This is a genomic window from Mesorhizobium sp. ESP7-2, assembly GCF_020164715.1.
Lineage (GTDB): Bacteria > Pseudomonadota > Alphaproteobacteria > Rhizobiales > Rhizobiaceae > Mesorhizobium.
This window is the reverse complement of sequence record NZ_JAIUGQ010000039.1, coordinates 1-15053: the sequence shown is the minus strand read 5'-3', so window position 1 is coordinate 15053 and position 15053 is coordinate 1. Positions and strand designations below refer to the sequence as shown.

16 protein-coding genes are annotated in these 15053 nt (G+C 60.6%); 9 read left to right on the top strand and 7 right to left on the bottom strand.

From position 1 onward, the window contains the following. Positions 1–68: 68 nt before the first annotated feature. A complete protein-coding gene (sbmA, locus tag LB543_RS27165) occupies positions 69–1325 on the bottom strand; it encodes a peptide antibiotic transporter SbmA (protein WP_224616345.1) in 1257 nt (418 codons plus the stop codon). Positions 1326–2029: 704 nt separating this feature from the next. Here sbmA and LB543_RS27160 point away from each other — a divergent pair. The 4 genes from LB543_RS27160 (at position 2030) to LB543_RS27145 (ending at position 3234) form a co-directional block, all read left to right on the top strand. Beyond that, the gene (locus tag LB543_RS27160; RefSeq protein WP_210243089.1) at positions 2030–2323 is read left to right on the top strand and encodes an SDR family NAD(P)-dependent oxidoreductase; all 294 of its coding nucleotides are present in this window, start codon (positions 2030–2032) and stop codon (positions 2321–2323) included. 85 nt (positions 2324–2408) lie between these two features. Continuing rightward, positions 2409–2735 carry an SDR family NAD(P)-dependent oxidoreductase gene (locus tag LB543_RS27155; RefSeq protein ID WP_210243088.1) on the top strand — a complete coding sequence of 109 codons (327 nt, stop codon included), beginning with the start codon at positions 2409–2411 and terminating at the stop codon, positions 2733–2735. An 8-nt stretch (positions 2736–2743) separates the two neighbouring features. Beyond that, positions 2744–3007, top strand: coding sequence for a hypothetical protein (locus tag LB543_RS27150; protein ID WP_224616344.1), 264 nt, complete (start codon positions 2744–2746; stop codon positions 3005–3007). Positions 3008–3060: 53 nt separating this feature from the next. Then, on the top strand, positions 3061–3234 hold the full coding sequence (locus LB543_RS27145; RefSeq protein WP_181178856.1) for a hypothetical protein: 174 nt from the start codon (positions 3061–3063) through the stop codon (positions 3232–3234). A gap of 540 nt (positions 3235–3774) precedes the next feature. Here the strand turns inward: LB543_RS27145 and LB543_RS27140 are convergent. The 5 genes from LB543_RS27140 to LB543_RS27120 form a co-directional block, all read right to left on the bottom strand. Further along, positions 3775–3984 (bottom strand): hypothetical protein, encoded by a 210-nt coding sequence (locus LB543_RS27140; protein ID WP_224616343.1) that lies wholly within the window; start codon positions 3982–3984, stop codon positions 3775–3777. 1139 nt (positions 3985–5123) lie between these two features. Further along, the gene (locus tag LB543_RS27135) at positions 5124–6011 is read right to left on the bottom strand and encodes a VOC family protein (RefSeq protein WP_224616342.1); all 888 of its coding nucleotides are present in this window, start codon (positions 6009–6011) and stop codon (positions 5124–5126) included. Then, a complete protein-coding gene (locus tag LB543_RS27130; RefSeq protein ID WP_224616341.1) occupies positions 6008–6910 on the bottom strand; it encodes an SMP-30/gluconolactonase/LRE family protein in 903 nt (300 codons plus the stop codon). Before LB543_RS27130 ends, LB543_RS27135 begins: the two co-directional genes overlap by 4 nt. A 4-nt stretch (positions 6911–6914) precedes the next feature. Next, complete coding sequence (locus LB543_RS27125; RefSeq protein WP_140765815.1) at positions 6915–7358, bottom strand: cupin domain-containing protein; 444 nt, start codon at positions 7356–7358, stop codon at positions 6915–6917. Then, complete coding sequence (locus LB543_RS27120; RefSeq protein WP_224616340.1) at positions 7355–7891, bottom strand: DoxX family protein; 537 nt, start codon at positions 7889–7891, stop codon at positions 7355–7357. Before LB543_RS27120 ends, LB543_RS27125 begins: the two co-directional genes overlap by 4 nt. A 194-nt stretch (positions 7892–8085) precedes the next feature. Here LB543_RS27120 and LB543_RS27115 point away from each other — a divergent pair, with 194 nt between their 5' ends. The 5 genes from LB543_RS27115 to LB543_RS27095 all read left to right on the top strand — a co-directional run bounded on the left by LB543_RS27115 (position 8086) and on the right by LB543_RS27095 (position 14311). Next, positions 8086–8895, top strand: coding sequence for an SDR family oxidoreductase (locus LB543_RS27115; protein WP_224616339.1), 810 nt, complete (start codon positions 8086–8088; stop codon positions 8893–8895). 7 nt (positions 8896–8902) lie between these two features. After that, on the top strand, positions 8903–10468 hold the full coding sequence (locus LB543_RS27110; RefSeq protein WP_224616338.1) for a GMC oxidoreductase: 1566 nt from the start codon (positions 8903–8905) through the stop codon (positions 10466–10468). After that, a complete protein-coding gene (locus LB543_RS27105; RefSeq protein WP_224616337.1) occupies positions 10465–11916 on the top strand; it encodes a GH39 family glycosyl hydrolase in 1452 nt (483 codons plus the stop codon). Before LB543_RS27110 ends, LB543_RS27105 begins: the two co-directional genes overlap by 4 nt. Next, positions 11913–13232 carry a glucoamylase family protein gene (locus LB543_RS27100; protein WP_224616336.1) on the top strand — a complete coding sequence of 440 codons (1320 nt, stop codon included), beginning with the start codon at positions 11913–11915 and terminating at the stop codon, positions 13230–13232. Before LB543_RS27105 ends, LB543_RS27100 begins: the two co-directional genes overlap by 4 nt. Before the next feature lie 377 nt (positions 13233–13609). Then, positions 13610–14311, top strand: coding sequence for a DUF4336 domain-containing protein (locus LB543_RS27095; RefSeq protein WP_224616335.1), 702 nt, complete (start codon positions 13610–13612; stop codon positions 14309–14311). 380 nt (positions 14312–14691) lie between these two features. Here the strand turns inward: LB543_RS27095 and LB543_RS27090 are convergent, their stop codons facing one another. Next, on the bottom strand, positions 14692–14868 hold the full coding sequence (locus LB543_RS27090) for a hypothetical protein (protein WP_181183002.1): 177 nt from the start codon (positions 14866–14868) through the stop codon (positions 14692–14694). Positions 14869–15053: the final 185 nt, after the last annotated feature.

Sequence of the window (15053 nt, the reverse complement as noted above, 5' to 3'; positions counted from 1 at the left end):
AGCAGCGGGAGATCGATCCGAACTCCTTGACGTCGCAGCAGATCAACGGTGATGGTCACTAGCCGAGGTCACCAGGGAGTCTCGAGAGGATCCTCGCGGAAGCGCCGGTCAATCTTGGGCAGGCGTTCGCCCCGGATATTGGCATCAAGGCCGCGCAGGCGCTTGTAGATGGACAAGAGTTCCACGATCACCGTCCACGAATTGATCAGAAACTGCATAGACGTACGTACCTGCAGGAAGGCGTTCAGAATCTGGTTCATGGCACCTAGCGTGATTTTGCCAGCCACAATATTTGGTCCCAGTACGACGTAGGGGAAGATGTTATCTACCTGTAAATAAGTCAGTCGAACCACATTGAAGTAAACGTAGTTGAGATAAAGTCGAAAGTAATTGCGCCGGATGTGCGAGAAGAGTTCCGCGATCGTCGCCGGCTGCGCCCGCTCGGCGCTATCCTCGCCATGAACAAGCTCCTTGCGGTAGGCCGCCTCAACCCTCTGGTTACGAAATTGTAGCGCCGGCAAGCGGATGCCGACGAGAGCGAGCAAACCCGTTCCGAAAATAGACCAGACGACAACGGCGACGACGAGTGCATAAGGCACGTGCCCAATGAGCGGCAGTTCGGTCACATCGGCGGAGAGGCGGAGCAGGACGGGCAGGAAGGCGACTAACGTCATGACCGACTCGATGAAATTGATGCCCAGGCTTTCTATCGTCGAGGCGAAGCGCATTGTGTCGTCTTGCACGCGCTGCGAGGCACCTTCGGTGGTGCGCAGCCGGCTCCAATGCGCCATGTAGTAGCTGTTCATGGCCGTACGCCAGCGGAAGATGTAGTGACTAGCGAGGAAGCGCGTCAGCACGCCGACGCCGACACCGACGCCGACGATGCCCGCGAGCCCGCCGATCTTTGTGTAGAACTCGGCCAAAGTGACAGGCGCCGATCTGGACAAGGCGGCCTCGATCAGATTGTAAAAAGGTCCGTACCAATTGTTGATCGCGACGCTGGCCTCAACCTGAATGTAGTTGGTGAAAATGATGAGGGCGGAACCGAGAATGGACCAGAGCGCCCAAGGGTGCGGCGCCATAAACATCCAGAATGCCGCGAATATGCCTAATGCGATCGCGAAATAGATATCAAACCAAAGAAATGGCCCGGACCAGAAATACGAGGCATCGACCCGCGGCATCGTCCCGGGCGGAAGCGGCGGCAGGCCTATAGACGCGCCCGCGTCCTTGCCGACGACATACCACAGCGTCATGGCGAGGACGGTCCACAAAAAAGCCGAGAGGAAGAACAGGCGCGGCCTGGGAAAGAACGATACGAACACGAGAGGCTCTCCTTCAACTACGCAACGCGAAAGCGCCATCTGACGCAGGCGCACAAAGCTCCCGAAGGGCTATTTGGGATGACTTGACAAGTGGCGGAGCCAGGGTGAGATCGAGCGACGGCCGACCACCCGATCCGACAAAACCGCCTTCAGCTTGCGCTTCACTCCGGGATTGGTTTGCTTCAGGCTGCCGGACATGTCGTTCAGCGAGTTCGCGCGCCATTCTATGGACTTCTGCCTGCAGTCTGAGGACCTGCCCCATCCGGATAGCCACGTCTATTACATGGACGGCAGGGTTCCTCTTGGCCGTCGGCATTGGTCACCAGCTTCACATTGTCGTGTTTTCGCCAGCATTGGATCGATGTAGATTACCTGCGCGTGGGCCGACTTGGTACCTGCCGTCGACCAAGGCAGCCTGCGCGCTCCAGTCAGCCTCCTCGCCCGGTAGGTAATCGTTCGAGGATCAGGCGCTTTCCGGTTGGCGCGGGCGCATAGGCGAACGAAGCACAGCCTAGGCAGCTGCCGATGGCGATCAAATGATAGTGTTCAAGCAACCCATCCTCCCGGCGGCAAGGCGGCGCTCAGCGCTGTCCATCCCTAAACGGCGCACGACGCCAATGTTTCCGCCGTGGCCCATTTTCGCCATTCGGCCCGGAACAACACTCCGAACCCGTCGTTAGATGGCCATATCCAGGAGAGGATGTATGGCCAAGGTGGTGGTGATCACAGGTGCCGGCGCGGGCGCCGGTCGCGCCACCGTCGAGGAGTTTGCTCGAGAGGGCTTCGATGTCGGCCTGCTTTCGCGTGATGCCGCGCGGCTTGAGCGGGCAGCCAATGATGTGCGGCGGTACGGCGTAAACGCGCTGCCGATTCCGACGGATGTCACGATCCTGCCGCGGTTGAGGCGGCCGCGGATCGGGTCGAAGCGGAGCTCGGTCCAATCGACATTTGGGTCAATGTCGCGATGGCGACGATATTTTCCCCCGTCGCCAAGCTGACTGCCGAAGAGGTCGAGCGCGGCACCAAGGTGACTTACCTCGGACAGGTACATGGTATGATGGCCCGGTGCTGAAGAGAATGCGCGTGCGAAATCGCGGAACCATCGTCAACGTCGGGTCGGCACTGGCCTATCGTTCCGTGCCGCTGCAATCGGTTTACTGCGGCGCCAAAGCAGCGATCAGCGGGTTTACCGACAGTCTGCGTTCCGAGATCATCCACGACAAGCTCGATGTACACCTGACGATGGTCGACCTGCCTGCGGTCAATACGCCGCAATTCGACTGGGCGCTCAACAAGATGGGGCGCAAGGCCAAGCCGGTTGCCCCGATCTTCGAGTTCCTCGTTCGCCTCACCAGGCGCGGATCCTGCAGGCTGTCCGTGAAGCCCGTGGCGCGGACTCCGCGCAGCTGATCGATCACATGAAGAAGGACATCGTGGCGCGTGAAGCCGCCCGTCTTCTCGAAGGATCGAACTGGCTGCCCGAGCCGCTGCGCCTCGACGTCGACGAAGTGGCTGACGATACCGGCGACGCCGTCGCCGGCGAGCTGCCGGACGAGGCGGCGCTCGATGGCGATGCCGCCGAACTGCCAGCCTTTCTCGCCGAGGGTGCGGGTGCGTCCTCCGATGAGCCGGTGACCATCGACGACAGCGACGAGACGGACCACCTCCAGGCTGCCGAATAGGCCCTCCCGTTCCGCACCAGGCCCGGCACATCAGCCAGGCCCCCGAAATCGACATGGTCCGCGTGCTGCAGGCCCTCGGCGACAGCCCGGAGCTTCCGCATCTGGCCGAAAACAGCGAGGCGGCCGAGCACTGGCTTGCCGGCAACTCCTGCGGCCGCGCCTATCTCGATGAGGTCTCCGCCGACGAGATCGGCGCCGATGTCATCGAGGGGCGCGCGGCCGCCTGATCGTTTCACCGGATAAAACCAACCGATGATGGGCCTGGGGTCGCGAGCGATCGCCGGGCCTGTTTCGTTTCATGGAGGCCGACATGTTCGACTGGAACAGAAGTTGCTCCTATGACGAGCAGCATAAGAGACGTTTTCACACGACAGCTCGTTAAAAGCTGAAGAAACTTGCCGCCGAACTTGCGCTTCCGCTGGGCAGCTATGATCTGCGCTCAAACAAGGCGGGCATAGCCGTCTCCGGTGAAATCACCTGCACTCCTTGATAGGGACCAATGGGACACCCCTTCGCCTCGCCGTGTCCTTCCCTGCATGCCGCTACATTCCGAAGTCTGGCGTGAGCAACTGTTCGGCTCGGTCAACGTGACAGTGATAATCAATGGCACTAAGATGACCGACCCCATCACTGGTCGCAACCGTGAGGAAGTGGCCGGAATCGTTACGTCTGCAATGGCAAGTTTAAGTTTGACGGCGAGAGCCGCTAAAGGTTTTCCGCTCGTCCCGTGCTCAGCTACCAGCACGGGCCAACGCTGCTGTGGCCGGCTATCTGCCAGGCTCGGAAAACAGAACAATGCCAGCGGCCAAGCTCTCCTCTTCGAGGACATCTGTCACATCACCGACGCTGGCTTCCGCATCTGGGTGAGCCATCGCCAGTTCCTTTGCCTTGGATTGCAGGTCAAACGAAAACTGTCGACGCTTCTTTGCCGCTGCAACCGCGTCTGCAATCTCGACTGCCAAGGTGAGTGCGGGCATTTGATTTCTCCCCAAGTGCCGCAGCGTCTACCCCAAATATGGCAGACATTCGACCAAGCCGACATTTACGCGGATGGGGCGTCCCAGCCCGCGCTGCATTAGCGGAGACGAGCAGACTAGAGCGTTGGTGTGGAACGCAAGCAGGGGCGCCCCACGGCAGCCGCCTGAAGGGAAGGACGGCGGCCGATCCTGCGGCAAGAGGGGCTGAGGGCGGTTTGCACCGTGCAACGTAAGTCGCGCATGCCGCACGCATCCGTCGCTTGCTCTCGCGCAATCCCCAACTCTGCTTCGCTAGTTGGTGCCGATACGGGAGCGGCCCGGTAGCCGTCGGGTTTGGGGTGTGCCAGCGGACCTAATCGGCGGGGGCTCGGAAACGAAACACGGCACCGGCTGACGACAAATATACGCCCCTGCCTGAATGATCGGCAGGCATCCATAAGGACGAAGCTGGGGTAGCACAAAGGCAGGGTGTGCCGGAAGTACCAGAGCTGCTAATTGCCGCGGGGTCTGCCGCTCGATCCCGGAGCGCTATCACGCGGATTCGCGCCGAATCTGGCGGTACGCGGATCTCGTAGCCACAGAGACTTCCTTTCCAGCATCTCATCGCGGCCGAGATCAACGGCCGATCGGCCTTTCGCCGCTGCGATCAAATAGTCGGCTCTGTTCGTTCGAAAGTCGCCTTTTTGGACAGACATCGTTTTCCTCCCGGGTCCGCAGCTTTCCCACCCTTAGCCTGGACGGAGACACTAGCTGCCGATGCATCGCGGGAGTCTACAAATTTACGATTGTGTTAAAATGATACACTTCCACACCCGAGCCTCGACACGCCGTCCCGCCACACCTGATCAGGATTGGGATTGACGGCTGCGGCCAGTAAGGATTGTCAATCCGCCGAAACGCTTCCCCGTTGTTGGATGCCATTTTCCCGGGCGGCATCCGGCCCGGTCTGCATCGACGAATTAAACGCCGTTAGAAGCTGGAATCGCCGTTATTGAGGGAGACAGCTGGTGGGATCCCTGCCCATTTTGCACAAGCTCCGATGTAAGGCCATACGTGACAGCCGAGGCCTGGGGCGGGTATCACGGCTCAAACCACATCAACACGTCACCAGGTTCGCCGGAGTCTTGGCGAGGCGAAATTCATGCGTTTGGAGAAGCTATCACGAAAGCATGGCCGTCCGGGTCGCGCATGGCGCGCGTTACACCCCTATCCGCAGCACTCCATGCTCTGCCAGCCTCGTACACAACACGTGTGCTGGCAATATCGTTGGCTTTTGGGGGAGGTGCAGGATGAACAAGCGGGGCCCGCTGAGCCTTGCGATAGCATAGCAGTTCAAGATGCGGAATGCAGGTAACCGGTGTGAGCGCAACCACGTCGACCTCGGCGCCTTGCACGTCGTCAAGCCTTTCCTGCTCGATCCCGTGGTTGAACGAGCGCGCGGACACGCTAAGGCCGATGTTCTCGTAGTAGGCGACACTGGCATCGGTGTCGGAGATTGTTATCGCAGAATGATCGATCCCCACACACGGTTCGTGAGGCGAGCTTGCCGGCCAGCGCGAGTCGCCGCCTCCGCGGAATTGGAGAAACTCAAGCGGATGGCCTTCCGGATCTCGGAATTTGAACGCAGTAACGCCACCGGACGAGGCCGGCAGGCGCTGCGGCCCGCCCGTGGAGATGGGCGTCCAGCCCGCCACGGTCGAAAGCCGTTGAAAGGCTTGGTGCATATCTGTGACAGCGATCGCAAAATGCTGGAACACCAGGTCCGAAGCAGACGATCCCGACGGATAAGGGTCGCCCGACAGATCGAACTGCAGGAGTTCGATGGTCTGGCGCCCAATGCCAAGCGTGATCCGGTCCGCGGCGCCGCTCACGCCCATCAGTTGCTCGAATTGCGGGCCGCCGAGGCGCTCCTTTGCGAACAGGCGACAGCCGAAAGCTTTTTCGTAGAACCGGGCGGCGCCTTCGGCATCGGCCGTCGTAAGGCTGAAACAGGCGATCCTCTCGATGGACGGCGCGTCGGCGGTCATGGCCACGACATCCCGCGGCGATTGAGGAAGATGGCATAAAGCGTGTGAGAGCCGCCAATAAAGAGCCTGTTCCGGAACGGGCCGCCGAACGTCAGATTGGAAACGCGGTACGGGACCAAGATCTTCCCGAGCAGTTTGCCGTCCGGCGCGATGCAGTGAACACCGTCCGCCGCGCTGGACCAAAGGTTGCCGTCTCCGTCGACGCACAGCCCGTCAGCATAGCCGGGCTCTATCTTATGGAAGATTTCGCCGCTACCGAGCGCGCCGTCCGGCGCGACATCGAAGGCCATGATGTACTGCTTGGGATCGTCGGTGGTCTGATCGCCGGTTTCGGCAACGTAGAGACGTCTTTCGTCAGGGGAAAATGCGAGGCCATTCGGACCGTCGAAATCGCCGGACATAACGGCGATCCGCTTGGTTTGCGGATTGAACCGATACAGCGCAGGCGGCTGCTCGGAAGGCTGGCAGCCGCCTTCATAGTCGGTCTGAATGCCGTAAAGTGGATCGGTGAACCAGATCGAGCCATCCGACTTCACGGCCACATCGTTCGGCGCGTTGAGGCGCTTACCGTCGTGCCGATCAACCAGCCGCGTGACCGTGCCGTCCCATTCGGTCCGAAGCAGGCACCGCTTGCGGTGCGAGCAGGAGATCAGGCGGCCCTGTGTGTCGCGCGCCTGCCCGTTGGCGTAGCCCGAGGGAGCGCGATAGACGGATACGCTTGCGTCTTCGATCCAGCGCATGGTCCGGTCGCGCGGCAGATCCTGGAACAGGAGGCAGTTTGCGTCGCCCATCCACACCAGCCCCTCGATCCAGCGAAATCCGCTGGCGAGTTCCTCGAGCGGCGCATTCTCGAGGATATAATGGGAAAACCGTCGATCGATGATGTCGAAATTCTTCATCGCACTATCTGAATTCGCAAGGCCGAGATGGCGCGGGCACGTCTTCCAACTGAACGACCATCAACACGGCAGGCGCATCGCCCGCCGTCCCGGATCGGTGACCGCGCTTGCCGTCGACCTCCCGGCAGTTCTGATCGCCGCCGAAAGACAATTCGCCTGGCCCCATCTCGACGCGCTCGCCGTCCATCGATTCGACGAACCAGCGGCCCGAGAGGGGAACGATCCATTGCGGCTTGGGGTTCTCGTGCCATGTGCCGATCCAGCCGACAGGCAGCACGGTGACAAGCGTCGTCATCCGACCGCTCGATTTTTTGCCCTGCCACTGCGGATCGGCGGGTGGCGCTATCGACTTCAGGTCGAACTCCGTCATCGCGCATTGGGTCTGACGGCTGATGCCATCGTCGTCCGTCCATAGATGGCAATAATGAACCGTTGGCCGTGCGCTCATTTCGCTTCTCCTGGAACCAGCTGATAAGGGTTTGAGGAGGCCAGCGGATGACGCAGGAAATGCTCGACGCCGACGGCATTCGACCCGAAGGCGAGAAGAAGAAAGCCGCCGGCAAGGGAGACGTTCTTGAGGAAATCCCAAAAGACTTCCCGGCCGCTGCTCTTGCCCTTCAGCCGAAAGTCGGGCTGGCGCCAGAACTGTTTCCACAACAGCGCCGTGATGAGGCAGTAGCCAGCCAGGATCAAGGCTGCCAGTCGATCGGCGACCCCGCCCAAGATGGCGAGCGACATGAAGACCTCGACGCAAAATCCGCAGGCGATCAAAGCCGCCGCCAGCGGGCGGTTTGGAACCGCCTGGGATGCCTGATCTATCGCCAGCCTGAAGTTCAGCGCCTTGTCCAACGCGCTGAACGGCAGAAAGAGCCCTATCAACAAACAGCGCACCGCGAGAGCGATCAGGACGGGCATCGGACAACCCTTTCGATGCACGGGCGGCACCCCCGCCGAGCAGCGCATGGCCGCGTCGGACTCCATGGGCGAGAGGGCCGCGTCACCGTGGATATACGTTCAGGCATCCAATTGGTTCGGAACCGACGCATCACAAAATTGTTCCCGAACATGTATCGCGATGTAACGAAACGAGCGGACCTTTTGCTTCTCCGAGGCGTTCATTCGCATCCGCGCAGTTTTCAGGGTCTGCAATATTGGCATCTGGTTCGAAGTCCGCCATGCCCGAGTTCAAGCCATTGGCCAGGCAAAAAGCCATCGTAACCGGGGCCAGCTCCGGTATCGGCGAGAGCGTCGCCATCGCCCTCGGAAGGGCGGGTGCCGATGTGGTGGTGAACTATGTCGAAGGCGAAGCTGCCGCGAACGCCGTCGTTGATCAACTTCATCAGGCCGGCAGCAAGGCTATCGCGCACAAGGCTGATGTTTCGGCGGAAAATCAGGTCGAGGAAATGTTCGAGCGCGCCATGCGCGAATTCGGCACTATCGACATTCTCGTCGCCAATGCCGGCCTGCAACGCGATTGCGCCTTTGCCGAGATGACGCTGGAAGAGTGGAACAAGGTCCTCGCTGTCAACCTGACCGGACAATTTCTCTGCGCCCGGGCCGCGACGCGCGAATTCCTGCGCCGCGGGGTCGTTTCGTCCGTCTCGCGCGCGGCCGGCAAGATCATCTGCATGAGTTCGGTGCATCAGGAGATACCGTGGGCCGGCCATGCCAATTACGCCAGCTCGAAAGGCGGCATCAAACTGCTGATGGAAAGCATGGCCCAGGAGCTTGCCCCCAAACGCATCCGCGTCAACGCCATTGCGCCGGGCGCGATACGGACACCCATCAACACGTCTGCCTGGGACACGCCAGAGGCCCTGAAGAGCCTGCTGACGCTGATCCCCTACGGGCGGATCGGGCTGCCGGAAGACATCGCGCGGGCGGCCGTCTGGCTGGCATCCGACGAGTCCGACTACGTCGTGGGCACCACGCTCTTCGTCGATGGCGGCATGACCCTCTTTCCGGGCTTTTCGACCAACGGTTAAAAACGCGATGACAGACCATTTTGACGTCATCGTCATTGGCAGCGGTCCCGGCGGGGCGTCGGTAGCGCAACGTCTGGCGCCGACGGGGAAGCGCATCTTGCTCATCGAGCGCGGCGGCTATCTGCCGCGCTCGCGCGCCAACTGGGATGCGCAGGCGGTGTTCGTGGATGCCGCCTATCAGGCGAACGACATCTGGTATGACAAGGACGGCAAAAGTTTTCGCCCCGGCCTGCATTATTATGTCGGAGGCAATTCGAAGGTCTATGGCGCGGCGCTCCTTCGAATGCGCGAACGCGATTTTGGCGAGCTTCGCCACAAGGACGGCATATCTCCCGCCTGGCCGCTGGGATATGAAGCGTTCGAACCCTATTACGCCGAGGCCGAACGGCTCTTTCACGTTCACGGCCAACGCGGCGAAGACCCGACCGAACCGCCGTCGAGCGGCCCTTTTCCCTATCCGCCCGTTTCACACGAGCCGCGCATCCAGGCGCTGCACGACGCTTTGGCGGCCGGCGGATTGCGACCGTTTCATCTGCCGCTCGGCATCCTCCTCCATGAGGAGGATGGCAAGGTCACGCCGACCAGCACGTGCATTCGCTGCGATGCGTTCGACGGATTTCCCTGTCTCTTGAACGGCAAGGCGGACGCGCAGGTCGTATGCGTCGATCCGGCGCTCAAGGCGCATCCCAATCTGATGCTGCTCACCAATGCCTACGTCTCCAGGCTCGGAACTCATGCGACGGGCAGGAAGATCAATGACGTGGCCGTGACTCGCTACGGCGAGAAGGAGCACTATACGGCCGACATTGTGGTGGTCGCTTGCGGCGCGCTATCCTCGGCGCTGCTTCTGCTGCGCTCCGCGAACGACAAGCATCCCGACGGCCTGGCCAACGGTTCCGGCCAGGTCGGCCGCAACTACATGCGGCACAATCAATCCGTGCTGATGGCCCTGATGCTTGAGCCGAACGAAACCATTTTCCAAAAGACTCTCGCCGTCTCTGATTTCTACTTCGAGTCAGAAGATGACTGGGGCTACCCGCTCGGCCTGATCCAGATGTGCGCGACGTCGCATGGCGCCCAGATCAGGGGCGAAGTGCTGCCCCAGTGGCTGGAATGGTTCCCGAAGATGCCGTTCGATGAAATGGCGCGGCACTCGATGGATTTCTGGCTGTCGAGCGAGGATCTTCCGCGCCCGGAGAACCGCATTCGCTACGATGGCGAGCGGGTCGTCCTCGACCTCGCCGACGGCGATCAGGAGGCGCACCGCCGGCTCCGGCAGAAGCTCAAGCAAATATTGGGCAAGGCTGGGGCGCATCCGCTGCTGTTGGAACGCAAGCTCTATCTCAGCCAGGACATCCCGATTGCCGGAACCGCGCACCAGGCAGGAACCGCGCGCTTCGGCACTGATCCCGCAGTGTCGGTCCTCGACGTCGACTGCAAGGCGCATGAACTCGACAACCTCTACCTCGCAGATGCGAGCTTCTTTCCGTCGATCGCCGCGGTCAATCCCACACTGACCATCATCGCCAACGCGCTCCGTGTCGCGGACCGGATCAAGGAGCGGCTCCTATGACGGCTATGTTTTCGAGCGACCTGAACGGACCCGCGACCAGTTTTCCGCATTTCTGGGAGCACACGGTAGGCAGCGGCCATGCTACGCTTGCGCTGCGCGCCGACTGGCAAACTCAGTTGAAGCAAACGCATGACGAGTTGGGCATGCGGCATGTCAGGTTCCACGGTATCTTATGCGACAACATGGGGACGCTCGTCGCCGAAGGTGACACATTCTTCTATTCATTCTTCAACGCAGACCAGATTTTCGATTTTCTTCTTTCCATTGGCATGAGGCCCTTTGTCGAACTGAGCTTCATGCCATCCGCCCTGGCCTCGGGCGATCAAACGGTTTTCCATTATGGTGCCAATGTCACGCCACCAAAGGACCACGCGCAATGGGCGGTGCTGATCCGAAAGCTAGTGAGCCACTGGGTGGACCGCTACGGCCTGGACGAGGTGCGGCAGTGGTTCTTCGAGGTCTGGAACGAACCGAACCTCGCTGCCTTCGGGAGCGGAAAGCAGAGCGACTACTTCGAGCTGTACCGCTACACCGTCGAAGCCATTAAAGGCGTCGACAAGATGCTCAAGGTCGGCGGCCCCGCGACAGCCGACAATGCGTGGATCGAGGATTTTCTGAACTATTGCCGGACCAGCAATCTTCCAGCCGATTTCGTCAGCACGCATCATTACCCAACCGATGACTTCGGCAAGCCGGGCGACGACAGCGAGGCACAGCTTGCCGCGAGCAGGCGCAGCGCCTTGCGCGACGAAGCCCGCATCGCGCGCAAGCAAGCGGGCGATCTGCCCCTTTACTACACGGAATGGTGCACATCGTCGAACCCGCGCGACGCCATGCACGACGACCCCTATGCCGCCGCGTTCATCGTCAAGACGGTCATGGAGGCGAGAGGGCTCGTTCAGGGGTATAGTTACTGGACGTTCTCAGACATTTTCGAGGAGAACTATTTACCTTCCGTCGCCTTCCAGGGAGGGTTCGGATTGCTCAACATCCACGGGATCGCCAAGCCCGCGTATCGCGCATTCCAGCTGCTGCATCGACTGGGCACGCAGATGCTGCCTGTCGAGGGCAGCCATGAAACCGTCGATGCTTGGCTCGTGCACGGCGACCGAGGCTCCACGGTGGTGCTGACGAACTTTGGACTGCCACGCCACCCGATTGAAACGCAGCAGGTTCTCTTCGCGCTTGAATCCGCGCCGCCGGGCATGGTCGCCTCGGTTCAGCGCATTGATATCGAGCACGCCAATGCCAAGCGCCACTGGGAACAACTGGGCGAGCCGGAATATTTGGACGCAGCGTCGGTCGATGAACTCAAGAGACGGTCAGAGCTCCGGGGCGAACCGATCGAGATCAAGAACGACGCCAACACGGCGAGCTTCGAGATTTCTATGCCGCCGCAATCGGTCGCCGCAGTGACGGTCGCTCTTCCATCCAGGCTCGGTCAATGAAAGCCGATCCGGACCAGATGCCGGTCGGCGAGGACCTGCTGGCGGCGCTCCAGCGCAAGTCATTCGCCTATTTCCTCTACGAAGCAAATGAGGCGAACGGGCTGGTTGCCGACAGATCCAGAAAAGGCTCCCCCGCCAGCATCGCGGCGGTCGGGCTCGCGCTCGCGGCCTATCCGGTCGGGGTGGCGCGCGGCTTCATGACACGCGAGCAGGCGTGCGCGAGGACGCTGGCCACGTTGCGCTTCTTCTGGAAGGGCACGCAAGGAACCGGACCGGATGCCACCGGCTACAAGGGGTTCTATTACCATTTCCTGGACATGGAGACGGGACGGCGCGTCTGGCGCTGCGAACTGTCCACGATAGACACCGCGCTTCTGATCGCCGGCATCCTGACGGTAGGCGCATATTTCCGGGAGAACTCCGAGGACGAAACGGAAATCCGCACCCTCTCGGAGGCGCTTTACGAGCGCGTCGACTGGGACTGGGCTCGCAATGGCGGCGCCACCGTGGCCCATGGCTGGACGCCGGAAAAAGGATTCCTTGGCTACCGATGGGAAGGCTACGACGAAGCGTTGATCCTCTATGTCCTCGGCATCGGCTCGCCGACGCATTGCCTGCCGCCTGAAAGCTACCAGGCGTGGCTGTCAACTTACCGCTGGAAGAAGATCTACGGCCACGAGTTCGTCTATGCAGGACCGCTGTTCATCCATCAGTTGTCGCATGTCTGGCTCGACTTCCGCGGCATCCGCGACCGCTTCATGCGCGACCACAAAAGCGATTATTTCGAGAACAGCCGGACGGCGACTTATGTCCAGCGCGAATACGCGTCCCGTAATTCGATGGAATTTTCCGGTTATCACGAGAACAGCTGGGGCGTGACTGCCAGCGACGGGCCAGGATGGCAGACGCGACGGATCGGCGGGGTCGAGCGGCGGTTCTACGGCTATCGCGCCCGCGGCGTGCCGTTCGGACCCGACGATGGCACTCTGTCGCCCTGGGCAGTCGCGGCATCACTGCCTTTTGCTCCGGAGATCGTCCTGCCAGCGCTGCGCCATTTCCATGATATCAACCTCAATCTCGAAAATTCCTACGGTTTCAAGGCGAGTTTCAACCCGACGCTTTCGCCAGACAACGGAGATCCTGCCGGCTGGGTGGCTCCGGATCATCTGGGGCTGAACCAGGGGCCGATCGTGCTGATGGTGGAGAATCACCGATCCGATTTTCTTTGGCGGCTGATGCGCGGCTGCAAGCATGTTGTTCGCGGTCTGCGCGGGGCCGGCTTTCGGGGAGGATGGCTCGAGACTGTCGGCGAGTAGGTCGACCGACTGGGAGTTAAACGTGCATAGAGCCCAGAGCTTCACACCTCAATCGGTTTTCGTCTTCAGCCAATCTAGGCCAAGGAGAACGATGACGGGTTCTTTACACTATGATCCTAGCATGCACGGTCGCGCAGCATGGAACGCTGGCAAAACCATTCGTACAAAGCGACCACTTACTCAGAAACGGATCTAAGCGATCGGCTTCTTCCTCGACGGAGAGGGACGCCTGCGCGATCGTGCATTTTTCGACCTGGCAAGCAATCGACAGCAAGCTGCGGCCGTGTCGGACGGCCGTTTTCGATATCGCTGCAATCGCGCTTCTAGCTCCTTCAGGGGGTGGAAAGCGTCCATCGGGCGGATTAGACTTCCCGACCATGTTGGAGCCGCTGGGATTGAACCTATGGTTTGCGGATGGCGGGGTAGTCTCATTCAAAGGCTTCGATTATCCGACACGCATGGTCGTCGTGCGTCTTGCCGATGGGGGGCTGTGGTTATGGTCGCCTGTCGAAAGGACGGCAGCGATTGAGGACGAGATTCGGGCGCTTGGCCCTGTTCGGAATATCGTCAGCCCCAACAAGCTGCACTATTTGTTTCTGGGCGAGTGGCAGGCCGCATTCCCAGACGCGAATTTATGGGCGACGGCGCAGACAATCGCCAAGTGCAGGGAACTCCGCTTTTCCGGGGCGCTGGCCGATAATCCGCCAGCCGAATGGAACGGCCAGATCGACCAGTTCTATTTCACCAATTCGCCTTTCATGGACGAGCTGATCTTCTTTCACCGCGCGTCGCGCACCGCCATCATCGCCGACCTCTCGCAGACCTTCAGCGAGACGTTCTTGAAACGCCATTGGCCTTGGTGGATGCGGCCAATCGCCAACCTTTCGAAAATGGTCGAAGGCTGGGGCTATCCGCCGATCGACTATCGGATCAGTTTCCGCAACCGTGCAACCGCGCGCCCAAAGATTCGTGAGTTGATCGGAAACCATCCCGAGCACGTCGTCGTGGCGCATGGTGAGGTTGTCAGGACGGGTGGCGAAGCCTTTTTGCGGCGTGCCTTTTCATGGCTGATCCAGTAGTCTCACCGTCGCCAACTGGTTTCGCCGAATGGCGGCTAGCCGGTGATCTTACATAGTCACCGGTCGTCGTCCGGCCCTTTCATACTGCTAAGCTTAGACGCGGCTATCGATCTCCATCCAGCGATCGCGAATGGCAGCGCCGTCGAGACGCCTCTCGCCAGTTTACAAACATCATTGCTGGCCAGTTCAGTTTGCTGGTTCGATATGCGGGTGCGCCCCGACCCTCCCAGCAGGCGCCGAGCCGAAGCGGCTCCCCAAACCAGATTATTCTTACATCGCATCGGCCACCGCGCGTTCCAGTGAGGTAGTGGCTCGGCGGATGGACGACTTAGGGTCTGGCTGTCATCGAACAGCGCCTCTTGTAATCCCCCTGCCGGAGGTCACGCCTTGGGCTCGGAGCGCTTCGGCTCTGGCAGGATCACGAACCATAGCCACAACATCGGCCGCGGCCAGTCGCGGTCGCGGTAGCCGTTGCGCAGCCGGCGCGGGTTCTTCTCGCCATAGCCGTCGCCGGTCGCGGCGCCCGGCCTCAGACACCGCCTTGGAGCGTCTGCCACGCCCGCCTGCATGAGAAGCATCGTCGCTGCTGGTCAGATGAGTTATTTATAGCAACAACAAATCATTTCTTAAACAGTGCGCAAGCAGTTTAAGCGCTTATTCATTATTCAAGCGCATTTTTCTTGCAAGTGTGTGCGGGCTTCGAGAAAAAAGCATGCTGAAGGTCTACACCTGCATTGCAACG